The following is a 19,999-nucleotide window of genomic DNA, read 5'->3' on the forward strand; positions in this document are numbered from 1 at the left end:
ATAAATATCAGCACGCTCAATTAAATTATTAAATGATATATTTAGCGTTGATTAACAAAACAGGGTTATCAATGCGCCGGAAGAATATCAGCGATTATCAGGCTTTTATCGCCGTTGCGCGCGAGCAAAGCTTCACCAGAGCCGCGGCTCAGCTGGGCGTATCGCAATCCGCTCTGAGCTACACCATCAGAACGCTTGAAGCGCATTTAGGGTTGCGCCTCCTGACACGTACCACCAGAAGTGTGTCTGTGACGGAAGCCGGTGAGCGCCTGCTCAACCGTATCGGTCCACATTTCGATGATATTGAATATGAAATTGCATCGCTAAGCGGAATGCGGGAAAAGCCAGCCGGTACAGTACGCATTACCGCCGTGGAGCATGCAGCCGAAACGCTTCTCTGGCCAAGGCTTGCCCCGGTGCTGCAGGAATATCCGGATATCAATATCGAAATCATCAGTGAGTACGGCCTCAAAGATATTGTCGCTGAACGTTATGATGCTGGCGTAAGGCTCGGTGAGCAGGTCGATAAAGATATGATCTCTGTCCCTCTCGCAGCAGACTCCCGCTTTGCCGTTGTAGGTTCACCCGCTTATTTTGCTGATAAACCCTTGCCGCTGACTCCGCGCGATCTCAATGCCCACAGCTGTATCCGCTTACGGTTACCGACGCATGGCGGTTTTTATGCATGGGAATTTTATCAGCACGGCAGCGAGATCAAAGTGCGTGTTAATGGTCGGGGGACGTTCAGCACCATCAATATGATGCTGCAGGCCGCGCTGGATGGGATCGGACTCGCTTATCTTCCTGAGGATACCGTTGAGACGTTGCTTGAGAAGGGTCAGCTGATCCGGGTACTTGCTGACTGGTGCCCGTCCCGACCGGCCTATCATCTTTATTATCCCAGCCGCCGGCAGCACTCCCCCGCTTTCCAGCTGGTGCTGGACGCCCTGCGCTACCGCAGGCGCTAATTCTCACCGTCCAGGTCAGGATTAAGAAAATAGCCTTCTAAGCTCATGCAAAATTAAGCGTCTAATCACTTAATCCTGCAGGCAGTACGATGACTGACAGAAACGACACATTAACGTCCCCCCGTCGTGAAGCCGTCATCGTATCCCTGAAGGAGTCTGACAATGAGCAAAACCCCTGGCGGGCTAAGCCGCCGTAATTTAATTTTTGCAGGTTCAGTCGCCTCCGCCGGGCTTCTGATGGCAGCGAAAACACGCGCTGCGCTGGTTCCCACGCCGCGGCTCTCCGGAACGACGACACGCGTGGACGGCGTGACCATTCAGAGCGTCATGTTCAGAAATAATGAAATCATGATGTCAGGGAATCTCTACCTGCCTAAAGCGTTCAGCCCAGCCCGACGTTACGCCGCCATTGTGGTGGTCCATCCTGGCGGCGGCGTTAAGGAGCAGACCGCCGGCCTTTATGCGCTGAAACTTGCCGCAGAAGGCTTCATCACTCTTGCCTTTGATGCTTCTCACCAGGGAGCCAGCGGCGGCCTGCCACGCTTTGTTGATGACCCGATGAAACGGGTCGTCGATTTTTATAGCGCGGTGGATTATCTCGCCACGCTGCCTTATGTCGACAGCACCCGCATGGGTGCTTTGGGCGTGTGCGCAGGCAGCGGTATTACCGTCAAAGCCTCCATGACCGATCGCAGGATTAAAGCGCTGGCGACGGTCAGTGCGGTAGACGTGGGTGCCGCTACCCGTAAAGGTTGGGAGGGGAAGACCGCGGAATCTGAGCTGATTCCCACCCTTGAAGCCGTGGCTAAACAGCGCGAGTCTGAGGCGGCGGGTGGTGCCGCTGTCTACGTTAATTATGTGCCTAAGCTCGGGGATACGTCAGCTCCGCGCGATCTGCAGGAAGCCGCTGACTACTATTTAACACCTCGCGGTCATTATCCGACATCAACCAATCAGATGTTAATGACCAGCATCAGCACACTCGCCTCTTTCACCGGCTTTGCAGGCGCAGATGTTTATATCACGCAGCCGCTGCTCATGGTGGCCGGTAGTGAAGCGGGATCGCTGTGGCTTAGCCAGCAGCTAAACCAGAGCGCCGCATCGGCAAACAAACAGCTGTTTATTATTCCCGGAGCCACGCATATGGATCTTTATGATGGTGAAGGTGCTAACAAAGCCGCCCGTCAGCTTGCCCCCTTCTTTCGCCAAAATCTTGCCAGCAGCTAAACGCTTAGTGAGCACGTAAAACACCTAAAAGAACGCAACGGCAATCACCTTTTTTTGAACCCTATATGGAGAGACATTAATGACAGATAAACAAGTTTGGCTGATTACGGGGGCCGGTCGCGGCCTGGGTCTGGATATTGCCAGAGTAGCCTTGGCCGCTGGTCACACCGTGGTCGCGACGGGGCGCGATCCGGCAAAAGTCGCCAGTGCACTCGGTGAACATGATTCACTCATCACTCTGAAACTGGATATCACCCGTTTTACCGACGCTGAACAGGCCGTGTCAACTGTTATTGAAAAGTACGGCCGGATTGATGTGCTGGTCAATAACGCCGGTAATTTTTACGCCGGATTTTTTGAAGAGCTGAGCCAGAACCAGGTGCGCAACCAGATGGAAACCCTGCTCTTTGGCCCTATGAACGTCACACGAGCGGTATTACCGGCGATGAGAAGCCAGCGGTCTGGCCTTATTATCACGTTATCGTCGACCGCGGGCATTACGGGTATCGCATTTTGCAGCGCGTACAGTGCGGCAAAATTTGGTGTGGAGGGCTGGATGGAGTCTCTGGCGCTGGAGGTGAAGAAGTTTGGCATTAACAGCATGCTGGTTGAGCCCGGATTCTTCCGCACCGAACTGCTTTCTGATGACTCAACCCAATATGCGGAATTGTCCATCCCTGACTACGCCGCAGAAACCCAGGCAACAAAATCAGCCTGGCGTGGCATGAACGGTAAACAAGGTGGCGACCCGGAAAAATTAGCCGAGGCCCTTATTAAGCTTGCCGGGCTTGAGAACCCACCAGCGCGTTTCGCGGCCGGCGCGGATGCAGTTGAAACCTTCGAAGCTAAAGCCAAATCACTGGGTGAACAGGCTAACGCGCTGCGTGATTTGTCATCGTCACTGTCGCTGGATGCTGATTAACGTTGATCTTTAAAAGGGTGGGCACCGCACTGATTGCCCGCCCCGCATATTGACTTCCGCGCGTCGGCATAACTCTTAATAAGTTTTCTGATTATTTACCAGGTTTGTTAAGAATGCCCCATAGCCAAGTGACGACGAATATCCGCAAGTGACATCTCACGCGAGACGTAATGGCTCACATCCGAAATACCTGTCAATACATAACATTTACTGATTTAAGCCATCATTTTATTACGCCGGCCATTTACATTTATTTAAATTAGTAAAGACAAGCAGACAAGACTGCTAAATCGCACATCAAAAAGGGATTCTTTAAATTATAAAAAAGACATACAAACATATTTTTATATCGTTTTAAGCCACTAAACAATTAAACCAGGATATGGCTGATCAACACCAGGAATACCCCTCAAAACAACTAATCATTAATTATATTTGTTAACCACACCCATATTTACGTAGTTATACCTACCACGCCCATATAACTATATGCATCAATAGGATGAGTCACCACAACATCAAACAAAGACCCATCTTGTTGGAATTGAAATTGGCTATTCGATAATGCCGGGGATTTAAGTCTGCACGCAAGGAACCGGCCACGGCACAGCGTGTAATAGTTAATCCCCGTAAAAAGGATGAATGGATTGAACAATAATAAAGATCGCGATTTAACCCATCAGTTAAATAGTGCACTGCCGCTAAACAACATGACACCTCTGAATGAAGGTGAGCGTTTTATCCGCATCGATAGTGTCACTGTAATGAACGGTGACAATAACGATGTAGTTACAGAAAACGGCACCTCCGATGGTGTTTTATTCACCGTACGTGGTACTGCCCTTCCTAATGAGATTTTCTTCATTTATGTCAATGAAACGCGCCTCCAGGTCCGCGCTGACAGAGAGGGGAATTGGGTTTCGCATCACACACCACGTGATTTAGGACCTATTGAAATCAAAGTCGCTATTCCATTAACCGACCTTAGCGACAGCTTTAACTTTACCCGCACTGAAGCCCCCATCGAAACGCGTCCGATTATTCACGAAATTTACGATGACGAAGTGAGCTATGCGTGGGAAGTGATTGGCCAGGCAGCCACCACCAGCGATGCCGATCCAATCGTACGTGGCTACGCGCTGGCCGGTTCAGAAGTGAAAGTGCTGATTAACGGTGAAGAAGTCACTTCTACCCTTGCCAATGACTTCAACAACTGGTCGCTGAACCTGCCTCTGCAGGAAGGCCGCAACGTTATTACCGTAATCACCAACGGCGAAGAGAGCGAGCCGTGGGAAGTGTTCTATCAGCCGGCTGCTGAGCCGGTTGAACCCGTCACACCGGATCTGGCTATTACGTTTATGCGTGATGTGATGAGCGGTGAACAGATTGACCCGAACGGCGCCGCGACCAGTAACAGTGTGCAGCTAAGCGGTACCGGCCCAGCCGATCAGCGCTTTATGGCCTACGCTGGGAACCAGTTCATCGGTTATGTCTTTACGGACATGAACGGCAACTGGAGCCAGATGCTGACCATTCCGCAGGGCAGTCATGAGCTGACCGTGCGTAGCGGCACCGAGCGCAGCGAAGCAGTAATGATCACTGTCCCTGCTCCCGTGCCGGTAACGCCTGAGATCCACAGCATCTGGGCTGACGAGAATACACCGGGCCTGATTAACAACGGTGGCAGCACCGACGATAACACCCCGCAGATGTCCGGCATCGCCGGCCGTAATGCGACAGTTGAAGTCTGGGTGAATGGCCAGCATGTGGATACCTTGCAGGCCGATGATTTTGGCAACTGGCACTATTCGCCAACCCTGTCTGAAGGCATGAATCGTATTCATCTGGTTACTCAGGGCGTCGCCAGTGAAACGGTAGAAGTGCATTACGCGCCACCTGCCCCGCCTGTTGACGAGCCACTGTCGATTTTGCGCATCAGCGATTTTATGACCGGTGACGTTATCGAGCCAAATGGCTCGTCGGGCAACAACCTGATTCGCCTCAGCGGTATTGGTCCAGCCTCAGGCATGATTCAGATCTGGTCAGGTGACACCTTTATCACCAGCGTACCTGCTAGCCGTAACGGAACCTGGCAAACCGTGCTGACGTTGCCTTACGGTGAAAACGCGATTACCTTGCGCATTCCAGGCCAGCAGAGTGAGCCGGTGACCATCACTATCACTGCACCTGCCCTACCCGTACCGGAAATCGCCGCAGTCTGGGCTGATGAAAACACCTACGGCAATATTGAGAATGGTGGCAACACCGATGATGCCACTCCGCAAATTCATGGCGTGAATGTCGGCCGTTACGCAATGGTTGAAATCTGGCTGAACGGTCAGCACATCGAAACCATCATGGCGAACCGTGCAGGTGACTGGACCTATTCGCCAACGCTGAGCGAAGGCCTGAACCAGTTCCAGGTGAAATCTCAGGGCGTTGCCAGTGAAATCTTTGAGATCAACTACACCCCTGCCGCCGAAGTCGAGTTGGCAATCAAGTTGGTCATTGATGGCAACACCTTTGAGGTGATTGATGAGAACGGCGCCCTCTCCGGTCAGCAGGTGCGCATTAGCGGCACCGGCCCCGCTGGCGCCATGCTGTCGCTCTGGTCGGGTAACACCTTCATTACCGATATCATCCCAAATGCCGCGGGTAACTGGACCTATTTTGTTGACCTGCTGCCAGGCGAAAACAGCCTGACGCTGCGCTCTGAAAACGCCAGCAGCGCGCCATGGGTAGTTAATGCCCCCGCCGCCAGCCTGACGCCGCCAGAAATTCACGCCGCCTGGGCAGATGAAAACAGTCACGGTCAAATTGTTAACGGTGGCAACACCGATGATGCTACTCCGCGCATCAGCGGCCGCGCCGGCAGTTATGCCTCGGTAGAGATCTGGCTGAATGGTCAACTGGTCGATACCACCGCTGCCAGCGTCAACGGCAGTTGGTCGTACACGCCGACGCTGCGTAAAGGGCTGAACCAGATCGTGGTTAAAACGCAGGGTGTTTCTAGCGAGTCTTTCGATATTCACTATGCGCCGCCAGCTCCGTCGGTGCCGGTCATCACCTCCGTCTGGGCTGACGAGAACAACGTTGGCTTTATTGGTAACGGTGACACCACTGATGACGACACACTGTTCATGCGTGGTAATAACGTCGGCAGTTTTGCTGAGGTTGAAATCTGGCTGCATGGCCGACGCATCGATACCGTTCAGGCGGATAATTTCGGCAACTGGTCTTATAACCTCACGCTGGGTGAAGGTCGCAACCAAATCGTGGTGAAATCGCAGGGTGTTTCCAGCGAACCTTACGATATTCACTATGCCCCACCAGCCCCGCCAGTACCGGTCATTACCTCTGTTTGGGCTGATGAAAACAGTCATGGTCATATTGGTAACGGTGACAGCACCGATGACGCCACGCCATATATCCGTGGTCATAACGTCGGCAGTTTTGCTGAGGTAGAAATCTGGCTGCATGGCCGACGCATCGATACCGTTCAGGCTGACAATTTCGGCAACTGGTCTTATCACCTCACGCTGAGTGAAGGTCGTAACCAGATCGTGGTGAAATCGCAGGGTGTTTCCAGCGAACCTTTCGATATTCATTATGCGCCGCCAGCCCCGCCAGTGCCGGTCATTACCTCTGTCTGGGCTGACGAAAACAGTCATGGTCATATTGGTAACGGTGACAGCACCGATGATGCCACGCCATATATCCGTGGTAACAACGTCGGCAGTTTTGCTGAGGTGGAAATCTGGCTGCATGGCCGCCGCATCGATACCGTTCAGGCGGACAATTTCGGCAACTGGTCTTATCACCTCACGCTGAGTGAAGGTCGCAACCAGATCGTGGTGAAATCGCAGGGTGTTTCCAGCGAACCTTTCGATATTCACTATGCCCCGCCAGCTGTTCCTGAGCAGCCCGCACTGGCAATCACCCAGATGCAGGATATCCTGACAGGCAACCCCGTCGATCCACACGGCACCATTACCGGCCGCAATGTGATCCTCAGCGGAACCGGTCCTCGCGGTACCATTGTGCAGATCTGGATCAGCGACCAACTGGTGAACAATGTTTACAGCGGCAGCGACGGTAGCTGGAGTACACCAATCTATCTGCTGGAAGGTGAAAATAGTATTACCGTGAGACACGCTGGCAATCAGAGTGAAGCGGTCATCATCACTACCCAGAACCCGCCACCGCCGGCGCTGGAAATCACTGAGCTGCTCGCCGATGAAAATGGCGCAGGCCCGATCCTGTCAGGCGACACTACGCAAGACGCAACTCCGCAGCTGAGTGGGATTGCCGGCGCTGCTATGCTGGTAGAGATTTGGATCAACGATCGCCTGGTGCGCACCGTGAATGCCAACCGCTACGGCGAATGGCGCTACACCCCAACGCTGGAAGAGGGTCTGAACCAGATCGTGGTGAAGTCGATGGGTGTGACCAGCGAGCCCTTTGAGGTTATCTATGAGCCACTGGTGGTGCCGGTCGAACCGGTAGAACCTGAGCTGGCTATCACCGGGATTCGTGATCTCGCCACTGGCCAGATCCTTGAGCCAAATGCTTCACCAGACAGCGCTGAGGTGCGCTTATTCGGTAAAGGGCCAGCAAATCAATGGGTGCAGATCTGGTTGGGTGATACCGAAATAGGTATCGCGCTTACCAATGGACAAGGTGAATGGCATAAAGCTATTGATCTCCAGTTAGGCGACAACGTGCTGACCGTGCGCGTTGGCGATCAGCAGAGCGAGCCGGTATTGGTTAACGTGCCCGCGTTGAATTTGCCGGTACCTGAGATCTGGTCCGTATATGCTGATGAGTACAACCCCGGTAATTTGCAAAATGGTGACACCACCAACGACGACACTGTGCAAATTATGGGCAATTTCGGTCGGCCGTTTGCCTATTTCGAAATCTGGAATAACGATCGGCTGGTGGATACTCAGCAAGCCGACCAGTATGGTAGATGGGGTTATTGGGCGACGTTGACTGAGGGTCAGAACAACATTGTTGTCGTATCACGCGGTGTCTCGAGCGAACCTTTTGTCATTGACTATCAGCCCTTTGAAGGTCCAGCAACCACGCCAGCACCTGTAATCTGGTCAATCTTTGCCGACAACGATACCCGCGTTGAAAGTGGTGATACTACGCAAAGTTCCACCCCGTATATCAGTGGACGTGCGGAACCCTACATGCGAGTTCAGCTGTGGGTTAACGATGCCATGATTGATGCCATTTATGCCGACAGAAATGGCATCTGGCACTTCACCCCACGGCTGACCGAAGGCGTGAATCGCATCATGGTTAAATCAAATGGCGCAGAGAGCGACGTATTTGAACTGACCTATCAACCTGAAGTTGTCCCTGTCGAACCCGTTGACCCTGTCGACCCTGAGTTGAGCATCGTTTATCACAACGAGCTGAGCGACGGTAATACCACCACCGCTGAACGTCAGTCTGTATTCAGTGGTAAGGCGCCGGCGGGTTCAGTGATCACGCTGTATCTCAACGATCAGCTAGTGACCACAATCGAAGTTGCGAGCACGGGAGACTGGATTGTAAGCACCGCGCTGTTTGATGGTGTAAACAGCCTGAGAATCGGTCTTGATGGTCAGTTCAGCGAGGCGGTCGCGGTTACCGTTCAGGGATCACCGGCACCGCAGATCCTCATTGCACAGGATGACCAGGGCGTTGCGTGGCAGTTACAAAACAATGATTTCACCGATGATGCCATCCCGCAATTGCGCGGTGTTTCTGCGCCGAACGCCATTATTCAGGTGTACGTGGGCGGACAACACCTGGGCAGTGCGCAGGCGGATATGTCGGGCATCTGGCAGGTCGATATCAACCTCAATCCAGGTCGCAACGAGATCTATGTGGTGGAAAACGGCGTGGCCAGCGAGAACTTCTACCTGACGCTCGAAGATGCACCGGTGATCACCGGGCTATTCGCGGATGGCGAGATGCATGAGAACGGTGGTGCAGCCGGTGATGCGGAACTCGTTCTGCACGGTATCGCACAGCCTGGTGCAACGGTTGAGATTTATGATTCTCACTCAAGCCTGCCCATTGTGATTACCGCGGATGCCAACGGCAACTGGAGCCATACCGTCTCTGCCCTGATCGGTGAAAATACCTACTTTGCCGTTTCCAGAGGTCAATGGAGCGAGGCATTTTACTTCAACTATATTCCGGATCTGGCAGAGCCAGCGCAGCCGGAACAACCAGAGCAGCCAGCGTTCCCGATCGATATGCCAGAAAACATTGAGCAGTACCTCAATGTTCCTTACATCACATCGGCATACGACAGCGTCGGCACCATGCCATGGCTGGTGAACAGCGGCAGCTGGACCGATGACGCACAGCCGGAACTGTACGGTGGCGGAGCTCGCCCGAACGTTATCATCACCATTCTGGATGGCGACAATAATGTGATTGGTAGCACTCGTACCAACAGCAAGGGCGACTGGCGCTTTACGCCGGACGAACCGCTGTCACCGGGCCAATGGGACTTCTCAGCAGCAAATGAGTACGGGAATTCGGGCAGTACGTTCACCGTCAATATCCGCGATCTGGATCCTGCGCCGAACATGATCGCCTATGACGATGTGGGTGATTATCGTGGTGTTCGTCCTTCTGGCAGCTTCATTGATGATGCTATGCCTTCGTTCCACGGCGGCAGCAATCCTAACAAGCTGATCTCACTGTATGACCAGAACAATCAGCTGATTGCGACCACCACCAGTAACTGGAACGGATCCTGGACCATCAACATTGAGACACCGTTGCTGCCAGGCACTCACAGCTTCGTTGCGCGCGATGAGGATGGTAAATCCAGCGATAGCTTGGTTCTGAACATCAAAACCTCAGACGATGCGCCTTGGCCTGAAATCTCATCGCTGCTGGCCGATGGCGACGCGATGCTGTTCGCTGCGCAAACGGAGAGCGATGATCAGGATAGCTTCGTGACATTGACCATCAGCGAAGCAGATATGGCGCACTCTTCACTGCACGATGCGCTGTCCAGCGACATGGTGGCCAACCCGCGACTCAGCATCGAACTGTTAGACGAGCATCAGTCACTGACGCAAGGCTAATCATCTTCGTGATACCAGCACGCCCTGCGGGGCGTGCTTTCTCCTGAGCCGACGGCTCGACTTATCTCGAAAGGGAATTTTATGACCACACACTTTGTAAAACCCACCATTACGTCCGTGCTGGATAACAGCGGCGACGTCGAAAAATCCATCTCATTTTTAGGCACTTCCCACGATACCACGCCAAAACTGAACGGCACTGCAGCGCCGAATAGCATGGTGTTTATCTATGCGCATGGGCGTTTTATTGGCGTCGTTGATGCTGATACCTCCGGCAACTGGACCTACACCCCGACCATGCCGCTTAATATGGGCGCGCAAGAGTTCAGCGTGATGTCTCAGGGCCAGACCAGTGACAGCTTTGTCGTCTGGATGAAACCCGCTGAACCGGCCCGACCTGAGCCAACGCCAGAACCGACGCCAGGCCCGGGTCCGATTGTCACGCCTGATCCCGTGATGCCGCCTGCCCCGACCCCAACCGGTTTAGCCATTACCGGCATCAATAACCTCAGCGGCGAGCAGGCAGCAATGCCAGCGGGTGGCGCAACCGATGGCAACAGCGTGCGTATCTCTGGCAATGCTCAGCCTAACGCCACCGTGCAGCTGTTCGCTAATGGTCGCGAGATTGCGATGGTTACCGCCGACGCCGAAGGCAAATGGAGCTATGACGCTAACCTGACCAACGGCAACAATGAACTGAAGGTGGTTTCCCGTGGTCAATGGAGCCCAGCCTTTACTGTTGATGTGCAACCTGCCGGTACACCGGTCGCACCTGCGCCAACGCCGGAACCTACACCAGAGCCAACGCCAGCACCGGAACCTACGCCTGCGCCTGCAGTGGCAATCACTGCGGTCAACAATCTGGGCGGCGACAAAGCCAGTATCCCGGCTGATGGCAGCACCGATGGCAACAGCGTACTGATTTCCGGCACCACGCTGGTGCCCGGTGCCATTGTGCAGCTGTATGTGAATGGTCGCGAAATTGCCATGATCACCGCGGATGCAGAGGGCAAATGGAGCTACGAGCCAACGCTGGCAACGGGCATTAACGAGCTGAAAATCGCTTCACGCGGCCAGTTCAGTAAGCCATTCACTATCGATGTGCAGCCATCTTCGGTGGTCACGCCGGAGCCTACCCCGGAACCGCCCCCTGAGCCAACGCCAGCCCCAACGCCTGAGCCGACGCCAGAACCAACTCCAGCGCCAACCCCAACGCCAGTGCCTGGCACCGGTCCATCGGCCGATCTCAGCATTGATACGCTCTTCAGCACCAATGGCATCGTTGCCGATGGCGGCGCTACCGCGGCCACCAGCTTTGTGATTAATGGCACTGCGCAGCCTGGCACTACCGTCGAGATCTATCTCAATGGCGAGTTTTACGGCCGCGCCGATACCAACATCTATGGTAAGTGGGGCACGCCTGCCACCTTCCCCGATGGTGTTAACAGCCTGATGATCAAAGTGGGCGATGCCTACAGTGAAAACTTCACCTTCAGCAAGAATGCCTTCAGCAGTTTGCTGATGCAGGCAGAGCCTGCGCTGCTGCTGGCTGACGCCGATGCGCTGCTGATGGCAGCGCAGGCAGAGGACGCACGCGTTGAACTGACTATCAGCCCGGCGGATATGGCTTATAGCTCGGTGATGGAAGGTGTGAACAGTGAGTTCGCACCGCTCAACGTGCAGTGGGTTGATCAGCTGGAAGAGCAAAACGCGCTGTCCCAGCTGTAAGCAGCACTCGCTCCCGCCACTTCATCAGATGTTCATGATAATTGATGGCTGAGCAGTGAAACACCCTACAAACCCGGCTTATGCCGGGTTTTTTACAACATATTCTCCCGCTCGTTCAGCTCCATGCCTGAGTGACGTTAATCAAGCCGTCCACTTTGGCGCTGTTAGTTATAGGTCAGGGTGAACGTAGCGACTGCCCGAGCTAACCCCGGCGTAACCATGGCAGCCGTTTGATAAAAACGCGCCGTAAAGGGAATGTCGTATACGCCGCCTGCCGCGCCGCTGTCACCCACAGCCAGCGCCGAATTAAGCGTAACGGGGACATCATGATAGGCAAGCTGAACGCCCAATCCGGTCGCCACACTATCCGCGCTAAGTGCCAGAACCGTTGGCAATCCCGCTGCTGGCGTGCCAGTGAATTGTACTGTTACGGGCACCTGAGGATCGCAGATTAAAGGGATGTTGAATCCTTCGGGCGAAGAGACACTTCCCGGCCCGGTGAACGTTTTTAGTGGTATTTTATTGCCCAAATTGACCGGGATTACGGTTTGCGTCAGTGAACAGGTGGCAACCGGAATCGTCATAGCCGGTAAATTCACCGTTAATAAACGCGTCTGCGCACCAGTAGTGCCTGTCCGCCAGTTATAATTGAGCACCCACGCAGCCGTACTGCCTGACACTACAGGTCCGGTTTTAACCAATTCAAAAAGATCCGACATCACGCGTGTCCCATTGATATTTAATCCGCGTTGAACGCTACCGTCCGACATCGAATAGTTGGTCCAGACAAAAGGCGTTCCATCACTGGTATTGGTCCAGCGGATGCCGATCCCGGCAAGAGAGGTGTTTCTCACGCCAGGCACGGGTGAAGCACCATAATCCCTATTTAAACCAGAGCGCATCATTGCGGTATTCGCTACTCCGCTGCAGGTCACGCGATAATTGACGGAGCCAGTGCTAATAACCGTGCCAATGGGCGTAAGTGAACTTACTGCTATCGGTGCAGACATCGCCACATTAAGTGAGGCTGGGGCTGAGGTACAGGCCGCCCAACTGCTGCCGAACATTGAAAAACCTGATAATAAAAGCAAGCAGTGAAGAAGTGACTTCATTTTTTCCTCCTTGATGACGTTAACTACAGACAGCGCTGCCATACTGAAGCGGCTCATCTTCCTTTACCTCGATTGTGAAAGCAGCCTGGCATTGCTGGTGCGGTTGCTCTCCCCACTTCACCATCAGCACCCCTTTATCAGGCATACCGGCTAAATAGGTCTCACCGTGCGTGCCGGCGATGCTGATAACGGGTTTAGCATTGTCTGCCTGATAGCTCACTTCCGCGCCAAACGGCACTGGCCGCCCAGCTTGAGTAAGGGTGATTAAGGTGCGATGTCCCACGCGTGTCGCAAAATTGGCGACCACCACGGCACCTTGAGTCGGAACGGCTGTCGCTACGGTGGTGTCAATATCAACACCCTGTTTGAACGTTGCCGGATCAAGCGCAATACGATTTTTTCGATAGCTTGTGGCGTAGGGAACCACAGCGTAGCCACGCCAGTCCGTGTTGATACCGGTTTGATTTTGGACTGAGACGCCGTCTGCATCCGGTGCGCGCACCAGCAACATCGTCTCGCCTAAGGGTTGAGATAACGTAACGCCCCAGGGGTGCGCTACCACACCGCCCTGAGCGCCGATGTTGATTTGCCGCGTGTCACGTCCATAACTATATCCCGCATTCACCTGACCATAAGTGCCACGATAATTCACGGATGTATTGCCGCCGTAGCCGGTTCCCTGGCTGGCATAGCTCTGTTGCAGATCATAATTAAGGTTGTTTTGCTCCAGCGCCGTGCCGCTGATGCCAACACGCTGGGCGGTGCGACCGCGATCGCTGGTATCAACCGAGTAACTCAGGCGACTGTTGGACAAACCCTTGCTGAGGGGAATCTGCATATTGAAGGCAAATAATTGCTCTGTACCCTTTGATAACGGCGTCTTATTCAGGCCGTAACTCAACCCATAGGAAATATTCTGTAAGCTGGCGTTCCAGCCAATATTTACGCTACGTTCAGAACCCTTACGCCCCCAATAATCCTGCTGCAGGCCCGTAATAAAAACATTGCCGGCATCAAATATTCGCTGGTTGATATTAACCTGAGTTCGGCTGCGTTTATTGCTGTATACCTGCAGACGCTCATCGTTTGCTGCATCAGCATTGATCTCATTTGACTCTTTAAAGTCATAGAAGCCTTGAGTGGAATAGCGGTAACTTGCCAAGGTAAAGTTGGTTCCCAGGCGATTAATATCTTTTGAATATTGGACGCGAAATGACTGCCCGCTCTTCTTTTCCGTTGCTCCCGGTAATTGGGTTTCGGCTTGAGACACATCGAAAGACAACGATCCCCAATCACCCAATCCATGACCTACCCCCAGCATTCCTGACAGGTATGAGGGCGACGTTATCACGCCGGCATAAACAGATGTTGCAGAGGGAAGTCCATAAATCACGCTGCCTTGAGTAAAAATAGGTTCGCGTGCTAAGGCTGAGGTCGAGCGAAAGTTACCGGCAGAGATGCCATATTTCACGCGACCTTCACGCAGCATAATCGGTACGGCGGAATAAGGCTGCACCGCAACGCGCTCTGTTCCATCGGCCTCTTTAACCATGACTTCAAGATCGCCGCTGGTAGCGGTGGGATAGAGATCGGTTATTTCAAACGCGCCTGGTGCGACATAGGTTTGATAGATCACATAACCATTCTGCTTCACTGAGACCTGAGCATTTGATTGTGCAATACCGCGTATCACCGGCGCGTAACCGCGCTGACTATCGGGATACATATTGTCGTCTGATAGCAACTGAATACCGCGAAAAGGTACGCTGTCATAAATATCAGAAGGGGTGAAACTATCACCGGCAATAAGCTGCGACTTTAAAGGTTGGATGTCACGCTGAACATAGGTACTGATAGTATTCCATTGCTGCGCACTATTATTATCAGACCAGGTTGAATAATTCCTTAAGCGCCATGCCCCCCAGTTAGCCCCACTCCTCAGATTGAGGAAGCGAGAATTATTTGAGGCGGCATGATTTTTATTCACAGCGTTAGCGGCATTGGCACTGTAGTTCAGGAGCAGTGCGGGTATGCCTCGATCCCATTCGCTGGGATCAATATAATCGCGTGAGGTTTGATTGAGTGCCGCCTGAGGAATACTGATATTCAGTTGCTGAGTATTGAAATCAAATTGTGTGCTGGCGTCGGGAATGTAATGACTCATCTCACCGATAGGGTGTTCGGCATTAAGGGATTTCAATGCCGCAAAGGCATCAATTTTCACACCGTAACGCTGCAAGTCACTCACCGTTAACTCTGGGTGCAATTGATGGCCAAGCAAAATAAAGTTAATGTCCTGTGCTGCAATAAACTTCTGATTAACATTGACACCGACACGGTAACGACCGGGCAATTGCGTATCATTTTTTGACAGAAGATCCAGATTTACGGACTCTCGCTCAGCATCGCTCAGTTCCAGTGCAGCAGGGTTAAAATACTCTTCTGCATAGATATCTGAGCTGAGTGCTAGCAAAAAAATAAGCTGTAATGTTACTGTTTTCGAAACATATAACACTCGCATATTATTATCTCCACTTAATACCCACCACGGGTCGCTGCAGTCGTGTCAACGCTCATGGCACATCACTATTTTGATGTGGCTTCAGCCGTGATATTTCCGTAGTCGCCAATCGCCTTCCAACTCACTTTTCCGGCTGCACCTGCAGGAATGACATAGTTCTTTTTACTTTTCGGCGCGATGTAGCCCGGATCTTTTATGTTGTTCGCGCCCACACTCAAGCTATAAAAAGAGACAAAGTAGCCAGTTGGATTTTCTACAATAATTTGATTGCCTGTGCGTATTATTTTCAGCAATTTATAAGCATCAGCGGCAGCGCCTGTTAATGCCACTGGTCGGTAAAATAACTTTATTTGCGTTTTGACCGCAATTAACACTTCATTCTGGCTATTTTTATTTGATGCAGGGATCGCTTTAACGTTCAACCAAAAAAGTGACTCTTTATCTTGTGGCAGTGGCACATTAGATTTAATGATACGCAACAGATTTTCCTGTTCACCGTTTAAGCGAAAAAGCGGCGGTGTGACAATAAATGTATTGGTCTTAATATGATCCTCTGTTTCAACCCACGATTGAATCAGAAAACTTTTTTTCTCTGAGTTCTTAACCGAGATATTACTCTCGCTTTTTGCTGCATCGTAAACCACACGCGTGCCGCCAAGCGAAACGCCAGCGTGGGCGATGCCGCTAATCAATAACAGTACGCCCACTGCATAGCGGAAAGTTTTTACTAACATAGGTTATATCCTGCTTACCCGATATGTCGCCTGTGCAGGATGCGTAATAAGCATCCTGCACCTCAATAAAGCGATTAATATTTAACGGTAAAGTTAATCACAGTCTCAGCGCTACCTGCCGCTATTGGCGTGGTAGTTTGCACATATTTGGCGAAATAACTTAATGTGCCGCCGGTTGTCGTCAGAGGAACTGATTTTGACGTTGAGCCATAAGGAATCTCAGTCGCACCATCAGCTTCATACAGACCGACCGCGACACCGGTCGCTGGAGCTGCGGAGGTTAGCGCAAATAAATTACTGTTAACCGCATCGCTGGTGCCATCAAAGCTAACTGCGGCGCTGGTAATGGATGCAGGGCAAGAATCAAAATCAATTTTAATAGGTTCAATACCGGCGGTAGAACCCGGACCGGTAAAAGCTCTTGAAGAAACGGTGCCGAAATCGACGTCGATGGATACGCTACCGGCATTGATGGTACAGGTTGTATCTGAAATCGTTCCCGTCACATTTATCGTACCATCGCTAGCGTGAGCAAAGGTTGTTAGCGATGAGACCGCTATTACCGCAGATAAAATCAATGGATTTTTCATATTAACTATTCCTGAATAGAAAAGCGTCGTTGAGTTAATTTAATTCGATGCATCGCTACTGCAGGTGGGTGGCCACTTTCCCTTGAATTAAGGTATAGCGGATGGGTCTTGGAGTGGTACAAGATCGGTCTTGGTTGTTGTTTTTTATTTGATTAAAAAGAAAACCATCAACAGGAAAAAACCATTAAACTCGCCAAAATCATCAAGAAACACTGTTTGTAAATATCTTTACTCTTTTAGAGTGGAATATCACAACCCAGCTTGAATTATTGATAGCAATGCGCAGTGGCTAATAAATAAAAAATGAATTTATAATTGCCAGAATGCTTTGGCTTTATTTAGTAAAAGCTGTTTTTGAGAATAAATGACTAATAATGATCAAACTCGCTTTTAGCGATAAAAAAAACCCGGCTTGCGCCGGGTTTTGCTTAGCTACATTCTCAATCAAACGGTTAACTGTAAGCGTGCAGCGTGCGTTGACACAGCGCTGAACGGACGCAATCCTCTTTGCCGAAACGTACCACGCCAATCATCTCATCTTCTTCGAAGCGCGCTAACGCATCGGCAAGACCCGATTTAGCATGGGACGGCAGGTCGCACTGGGTGATATCGCCGTTGACGATAACCGTCACGTTTTCACCCAAGCGCGTCAGGAACATCTTCATCTGTGCGGCGGTGACGTTTTGTGCCTCATCAAGGATCACCACAGCATTTTCAAAGGTACGTCCGCGCATGTATGCGAAGGGCGCGATCTCTACCTTGGCGATTTCGGGCCGCAGGCAGTATTGCATAAAGGAAGCGCCGAGACGTTTAACCAGAACGTCATATACCGGTCGGAAATAAGGCGCGAATTTCTCGGAAATGTCTCCTGGAAGGAAACCGAGATCTTCATCCGCCTGCAGAACCGGGCGCGTCACAATAATCCTTTCGATGTCCTTATTGATCAGGGCCTCAGCCGCTTTGGCTGCGCTAATCCAGGTTTTTCCGCAGCCGGCTTCACCGGTAGCGAAAATAAGCTGTTTCGATTCTATGGCATGGAGATAGTGTGCCTGAGCTTCATTTCTGGCTTCAATCGGCCCGCGGTCACGTGCATCACGTGCCATACCAATCGAATCCAACCCACCCATCTGCACCAGCGAAGTGACCGATTCTTCTTCACGCTGACGGTGACTGCGAGAGTCGCTACGAATAACGCGTCTGGCTTCACGACGTGCTTTGATCACTGCTTTCTGTCTTCCCATAGTGGCACCTTACAGTTGGTTTCATTTATCGCGGCGGATCACCCGCGGCGATGACTTGAACGCTTTAGAGGTTTATCTGGCTTCCTTGTAAGCCGTTTCGAGCCATTGAGAATGGTGTGCATCAGCGCCGAAACGCAGGCGCGCACCGGTAAAGAAACTGAGATTGAACGAGAACGAAGTTTTAAATGAAGAGAGGTTGCTTTTGAGGGAAGAAATCCCCCGCAGTGTACTGCGTGTGTTGAAACTATTTAACTGTCCCAGCGAGGAACGAATCATGCGCGAACTCCAGTGGCTTAGCCACACAACTGACAACGCTTATGAATAAAGTGCATCATATTTGCGGTGGTTTGCAACAGTAATTTTACTTCCCCGCAAAGAAAAAATGATAAGCGAAGCCTGAGCGCGTTTACCTTAAATTAAATTTATCATAATTATCAACAGGATGGTTTATTGGAGATAAACCAAACTTTTTAGGAACATTCGGAAGCGGCTACAACCAGGGGAAAGTTTAAGGAATGCGTAACAAAAAAGCCTGCGGCGCAATCTGGCACGCAGGCGTTGTGCATTTATTAATCAGGCTTGCAGTAAAGGTTGTCCGAGATAATGTTTTTCATCCACGATGCCGGGTAAGGCGAAAAAGTAACCGCCGCCAATCGGGCGTATATACTCTTCCAGCGCTTCGCCATTTAAACGTTGCTGTACGGTAATAAAGCCTTTGGCTAAGTCGTGCTGATAACAGACAAACAATAAACCCATATCCAACTGACCCGAACCGGTAATGCCGCTGGAATAGCTGTAACCGCGCCGCAGCATCAAACTGCTGTCGGTTTGTGGCGTACGCGGGTTGGCGAGACGAATATGCGCATCCAGCGCAATCAAATCACCATCGGGATCTTTACTGTAATCCGGTACGTCATGCTCGTTTTTCATGCCGAGCGGTGCGCCGGATAACTTCTCGCGGCCAAAAATGGTTTGCTGCTCGCCAAGCGGCGTGCGATCCCACATCTCGACGTGGAAACGGATGATGCGCACCGCCTGATAACTGCCGCCGCGCGTCCATGCCGGCTCCTGCTGCTCGTCGGTGACCCACAACAGCTGGTTCATCAACGCCGGATTATGGGTGTCGGGATTAGCGGTGCCGTCTTTGAATCCCAGCAGATTGATCGGCGTCTCCTTGCCGTTGCTGCGTGCGGCGTGGTCGGCAATAAAACCGTCGCGCCGCCAGCGCACCGCCAGTAAATCAGGTGTGCGCTTGATGATGTCACGCAGCGCATGGATCACCGTGTCCTGCGTGTTGGCGCAGATCTGCAGTAACAGGTCGCCGTGGCACTGTTCTGCATCCAGCGAATCATTGGGGAAACGCGTCATGGTCTGCAGCTGGGCCGGTTTTTGCCTGCTCAAGCCGAAGCGCTCGTCAAACAGCGACGCGCCAACCGACAAGGTCATGGTGAGATTGTCCGGCGCGATATCGGCCCCGAGAATGCCCGAATCCATGGGCGGCAGTTGCGGATTGGTCACCGCGGGCGCCGGTCCGCCTTGGGTCAGGAAGGCGAAGCGCTCGGTGAGTAAGCGAAACAGCCGCTCAAGATCGGCCTTATCACTCGCCAAAACATCAAACGCCACCAGCATCATCGACGCCTGCTGCGGCGTGATAATGCCAGCCTGATGCGCACCGTAAAAGGGTTGCGCCTGCTGACGCGAGTTAGGCGTAACCGTGCCGGGAGAGAAGCTGTCGGCGGCTGCGCTATGGAACGGACAGCCGCCGCTGAGGGCGGCCGCACCGCCCAGCATGCCTAATCCCTGCAATAAGCGACGACGCGACGGCTGCGCCGCGTCATTTTTATTACTCATGA

Annotated in this window: 12 protein-coding genes; 5 read left to right on the forward strand and 7 right to left on the reverse strand. The window is 52.2% G+C overall.

Annotation, left to right across the window (positions count from 1 at the left end):
* Positions 1–71: 71 nt before the first annotated feature.
* The 5 genes from WH298_RS01410 (at position 72) to WH298_RS01430 (ending at position 11,948) form a co-directional block, all read left to right on the forward strand.
* Positions 72–968: a LysR family transcriptional regulator gene (locus tag WH298_RS01410; protein WP_180822023.1), complete on the forward strand. Its 897-nt coding sequence runs from the start codon at positions 72–74 to the stop codon at positions 966–968.
* A gap of 162 nt (positions 969–1,130) precedes the next feature.
* The gene (locus WH298_RS01415) at positions 1,131–2,195 is read left to right on the forward strand and encodes an alpha/beta hydrolase (protein WP_238344405.1); all 1,065 of its coding nucleotides are present in this window, start codon (positions 1,131–1,133) and stop codon (positions 2,193–2,195) included.
* A 79-nt stretch (positions 2,196–2,274) separates the two neighbouring features.
* Entirely contained in the window at positions 2,275–3,117 is an 843-nt protein-coding gene (locus WH298_RS01420; protein WP_180822024.1) for an SDR family oxidoreductase, read from the forward strand.
* Positions 3,118–3,764: 647 nt separating this feature from the next.
* Entirely contained in the window at positions 3,765–10,220 is a 6,456-nt protein-coding gene (locus WH298_RS01425; protein ID WP_180822025.1) for a hypothetical protein, read from the forward strand.
* Between the two features lie 81 nt (positions 10,221–10,301).
* The gene (locus WH298_RS01430) at positions 10,302–11,948 is read left to right on the forward strand and encodes a hypothetical protein (protein ID WP_180822026.1); all 1,647 of its coding nucleotides are present in this window, start codon (positions 10,302–10,304) and stop codon (positions 11,946–11,948) included.
* A gap of 164 nt (positions 11,949–12,112) precedes the next feature.
* Here the strand turns inward: WH298_RS01430 and WH298_RS01435 are convergent, their stop codons facing one another.
* The 7 genes from WH298_RS01435 to efeB form a co-directional block, all read right to left on the reverse strand.
* Positions 12,113–13,117, reverse strand: a complete 1,005-nt coding sequence (locus WH298_RS01435; protein WP_180822027.1) for a fimbrial protein — start codon at positions 13,115–13,117, stop codon at positions 12,113–12,115.
* A complete protein-coding gene (locus WH298_RS01440; RefSeq protein ID WP_180822028.1) occupies positions 13,080–15,581 on the reverse strand; it encodes a fimbria/pilus outer membrane usher protein in 2,502 nt (833 codons plus the stop codon). The genes WH298_RS01435 and WH298_RS01440 overlap by 38 nt, the downstream gene beginning before the upstream one ends.
* Positions 15,582–15,646: 65 nt before the next feature.
* Positions 15,647–16,315: a fimbrial biogenesis chaperone gene (locus WH298_RS01445; protein ID WP_180822029.1), complete on the reverse strand. Its 669-nt coding sequence runs from the start codon at positions 16,313–16,315 to the stop codon at positions 15,647–15,649.
* Positions 16,316–16,389: 74 nt separating this feature from the next.
* Positions 16,390–16,905: a fimbrial protein gene (locus WH298_RS01450; protein WP_180822030.1), complete on the reverse strand. Its 516-nt coding sequence runs from the start codon at positions 16,903–16,905 to the stop codon at positions 16,390–16,392.
* A gap of 452 nt (positions 16,906–17,357) precedes the next feature.
* Positions 17,358–18,146, reverse strand: coding sequence for a phosphate starvation-inducible protein PhoH (gene phoH, locus WH298_RS01455; protein WP_007893712.1), 789 nt, complete (start codon positions 18,144–18,146; stop codon positions 17,358–17,360).
* A gap of 72 nt (positions 18,147–18,218) precedes the next feature.
* The gene (locus WH298_RS01460) at positions 18,219–18,422 is read right to left on the reverse strand and encodes a hypothetical protein (RefSeq protein WP_007893713.1); all 204 of its coding nucleotides are present in this window, start codon (positions 18,420–18,422) and stop codon (positions 18,219–18,221) included.
* A 297-nt stretch (positions 18,423–18,719) separates the two neighbouring features.
* Positions 18,720–19,997: an iron uptake transporter deferrochelatase/peroxidase subunit gene (efeB, locus tag WH298_RS01465; protein WP_180822031.1), complete on the reverse strand. Its 1,278-nt coding sequence runs from the start codon at positions 19,995–19,997 to the stop codon at positions 18,720–18,722.
* Between the last annotated feature and the right edge of the window lie 2 nt (positions 19,998–19,999).

Source organism: Pantoea nemavictus, from assembly GCF_037479095.1.
Lineage (GTDB): Bacteria > Pseudomonadota > Gammaproteobacteria > Enterobacterales > Enterobacteriaceae > Pantoea > Pantoea nemavictus.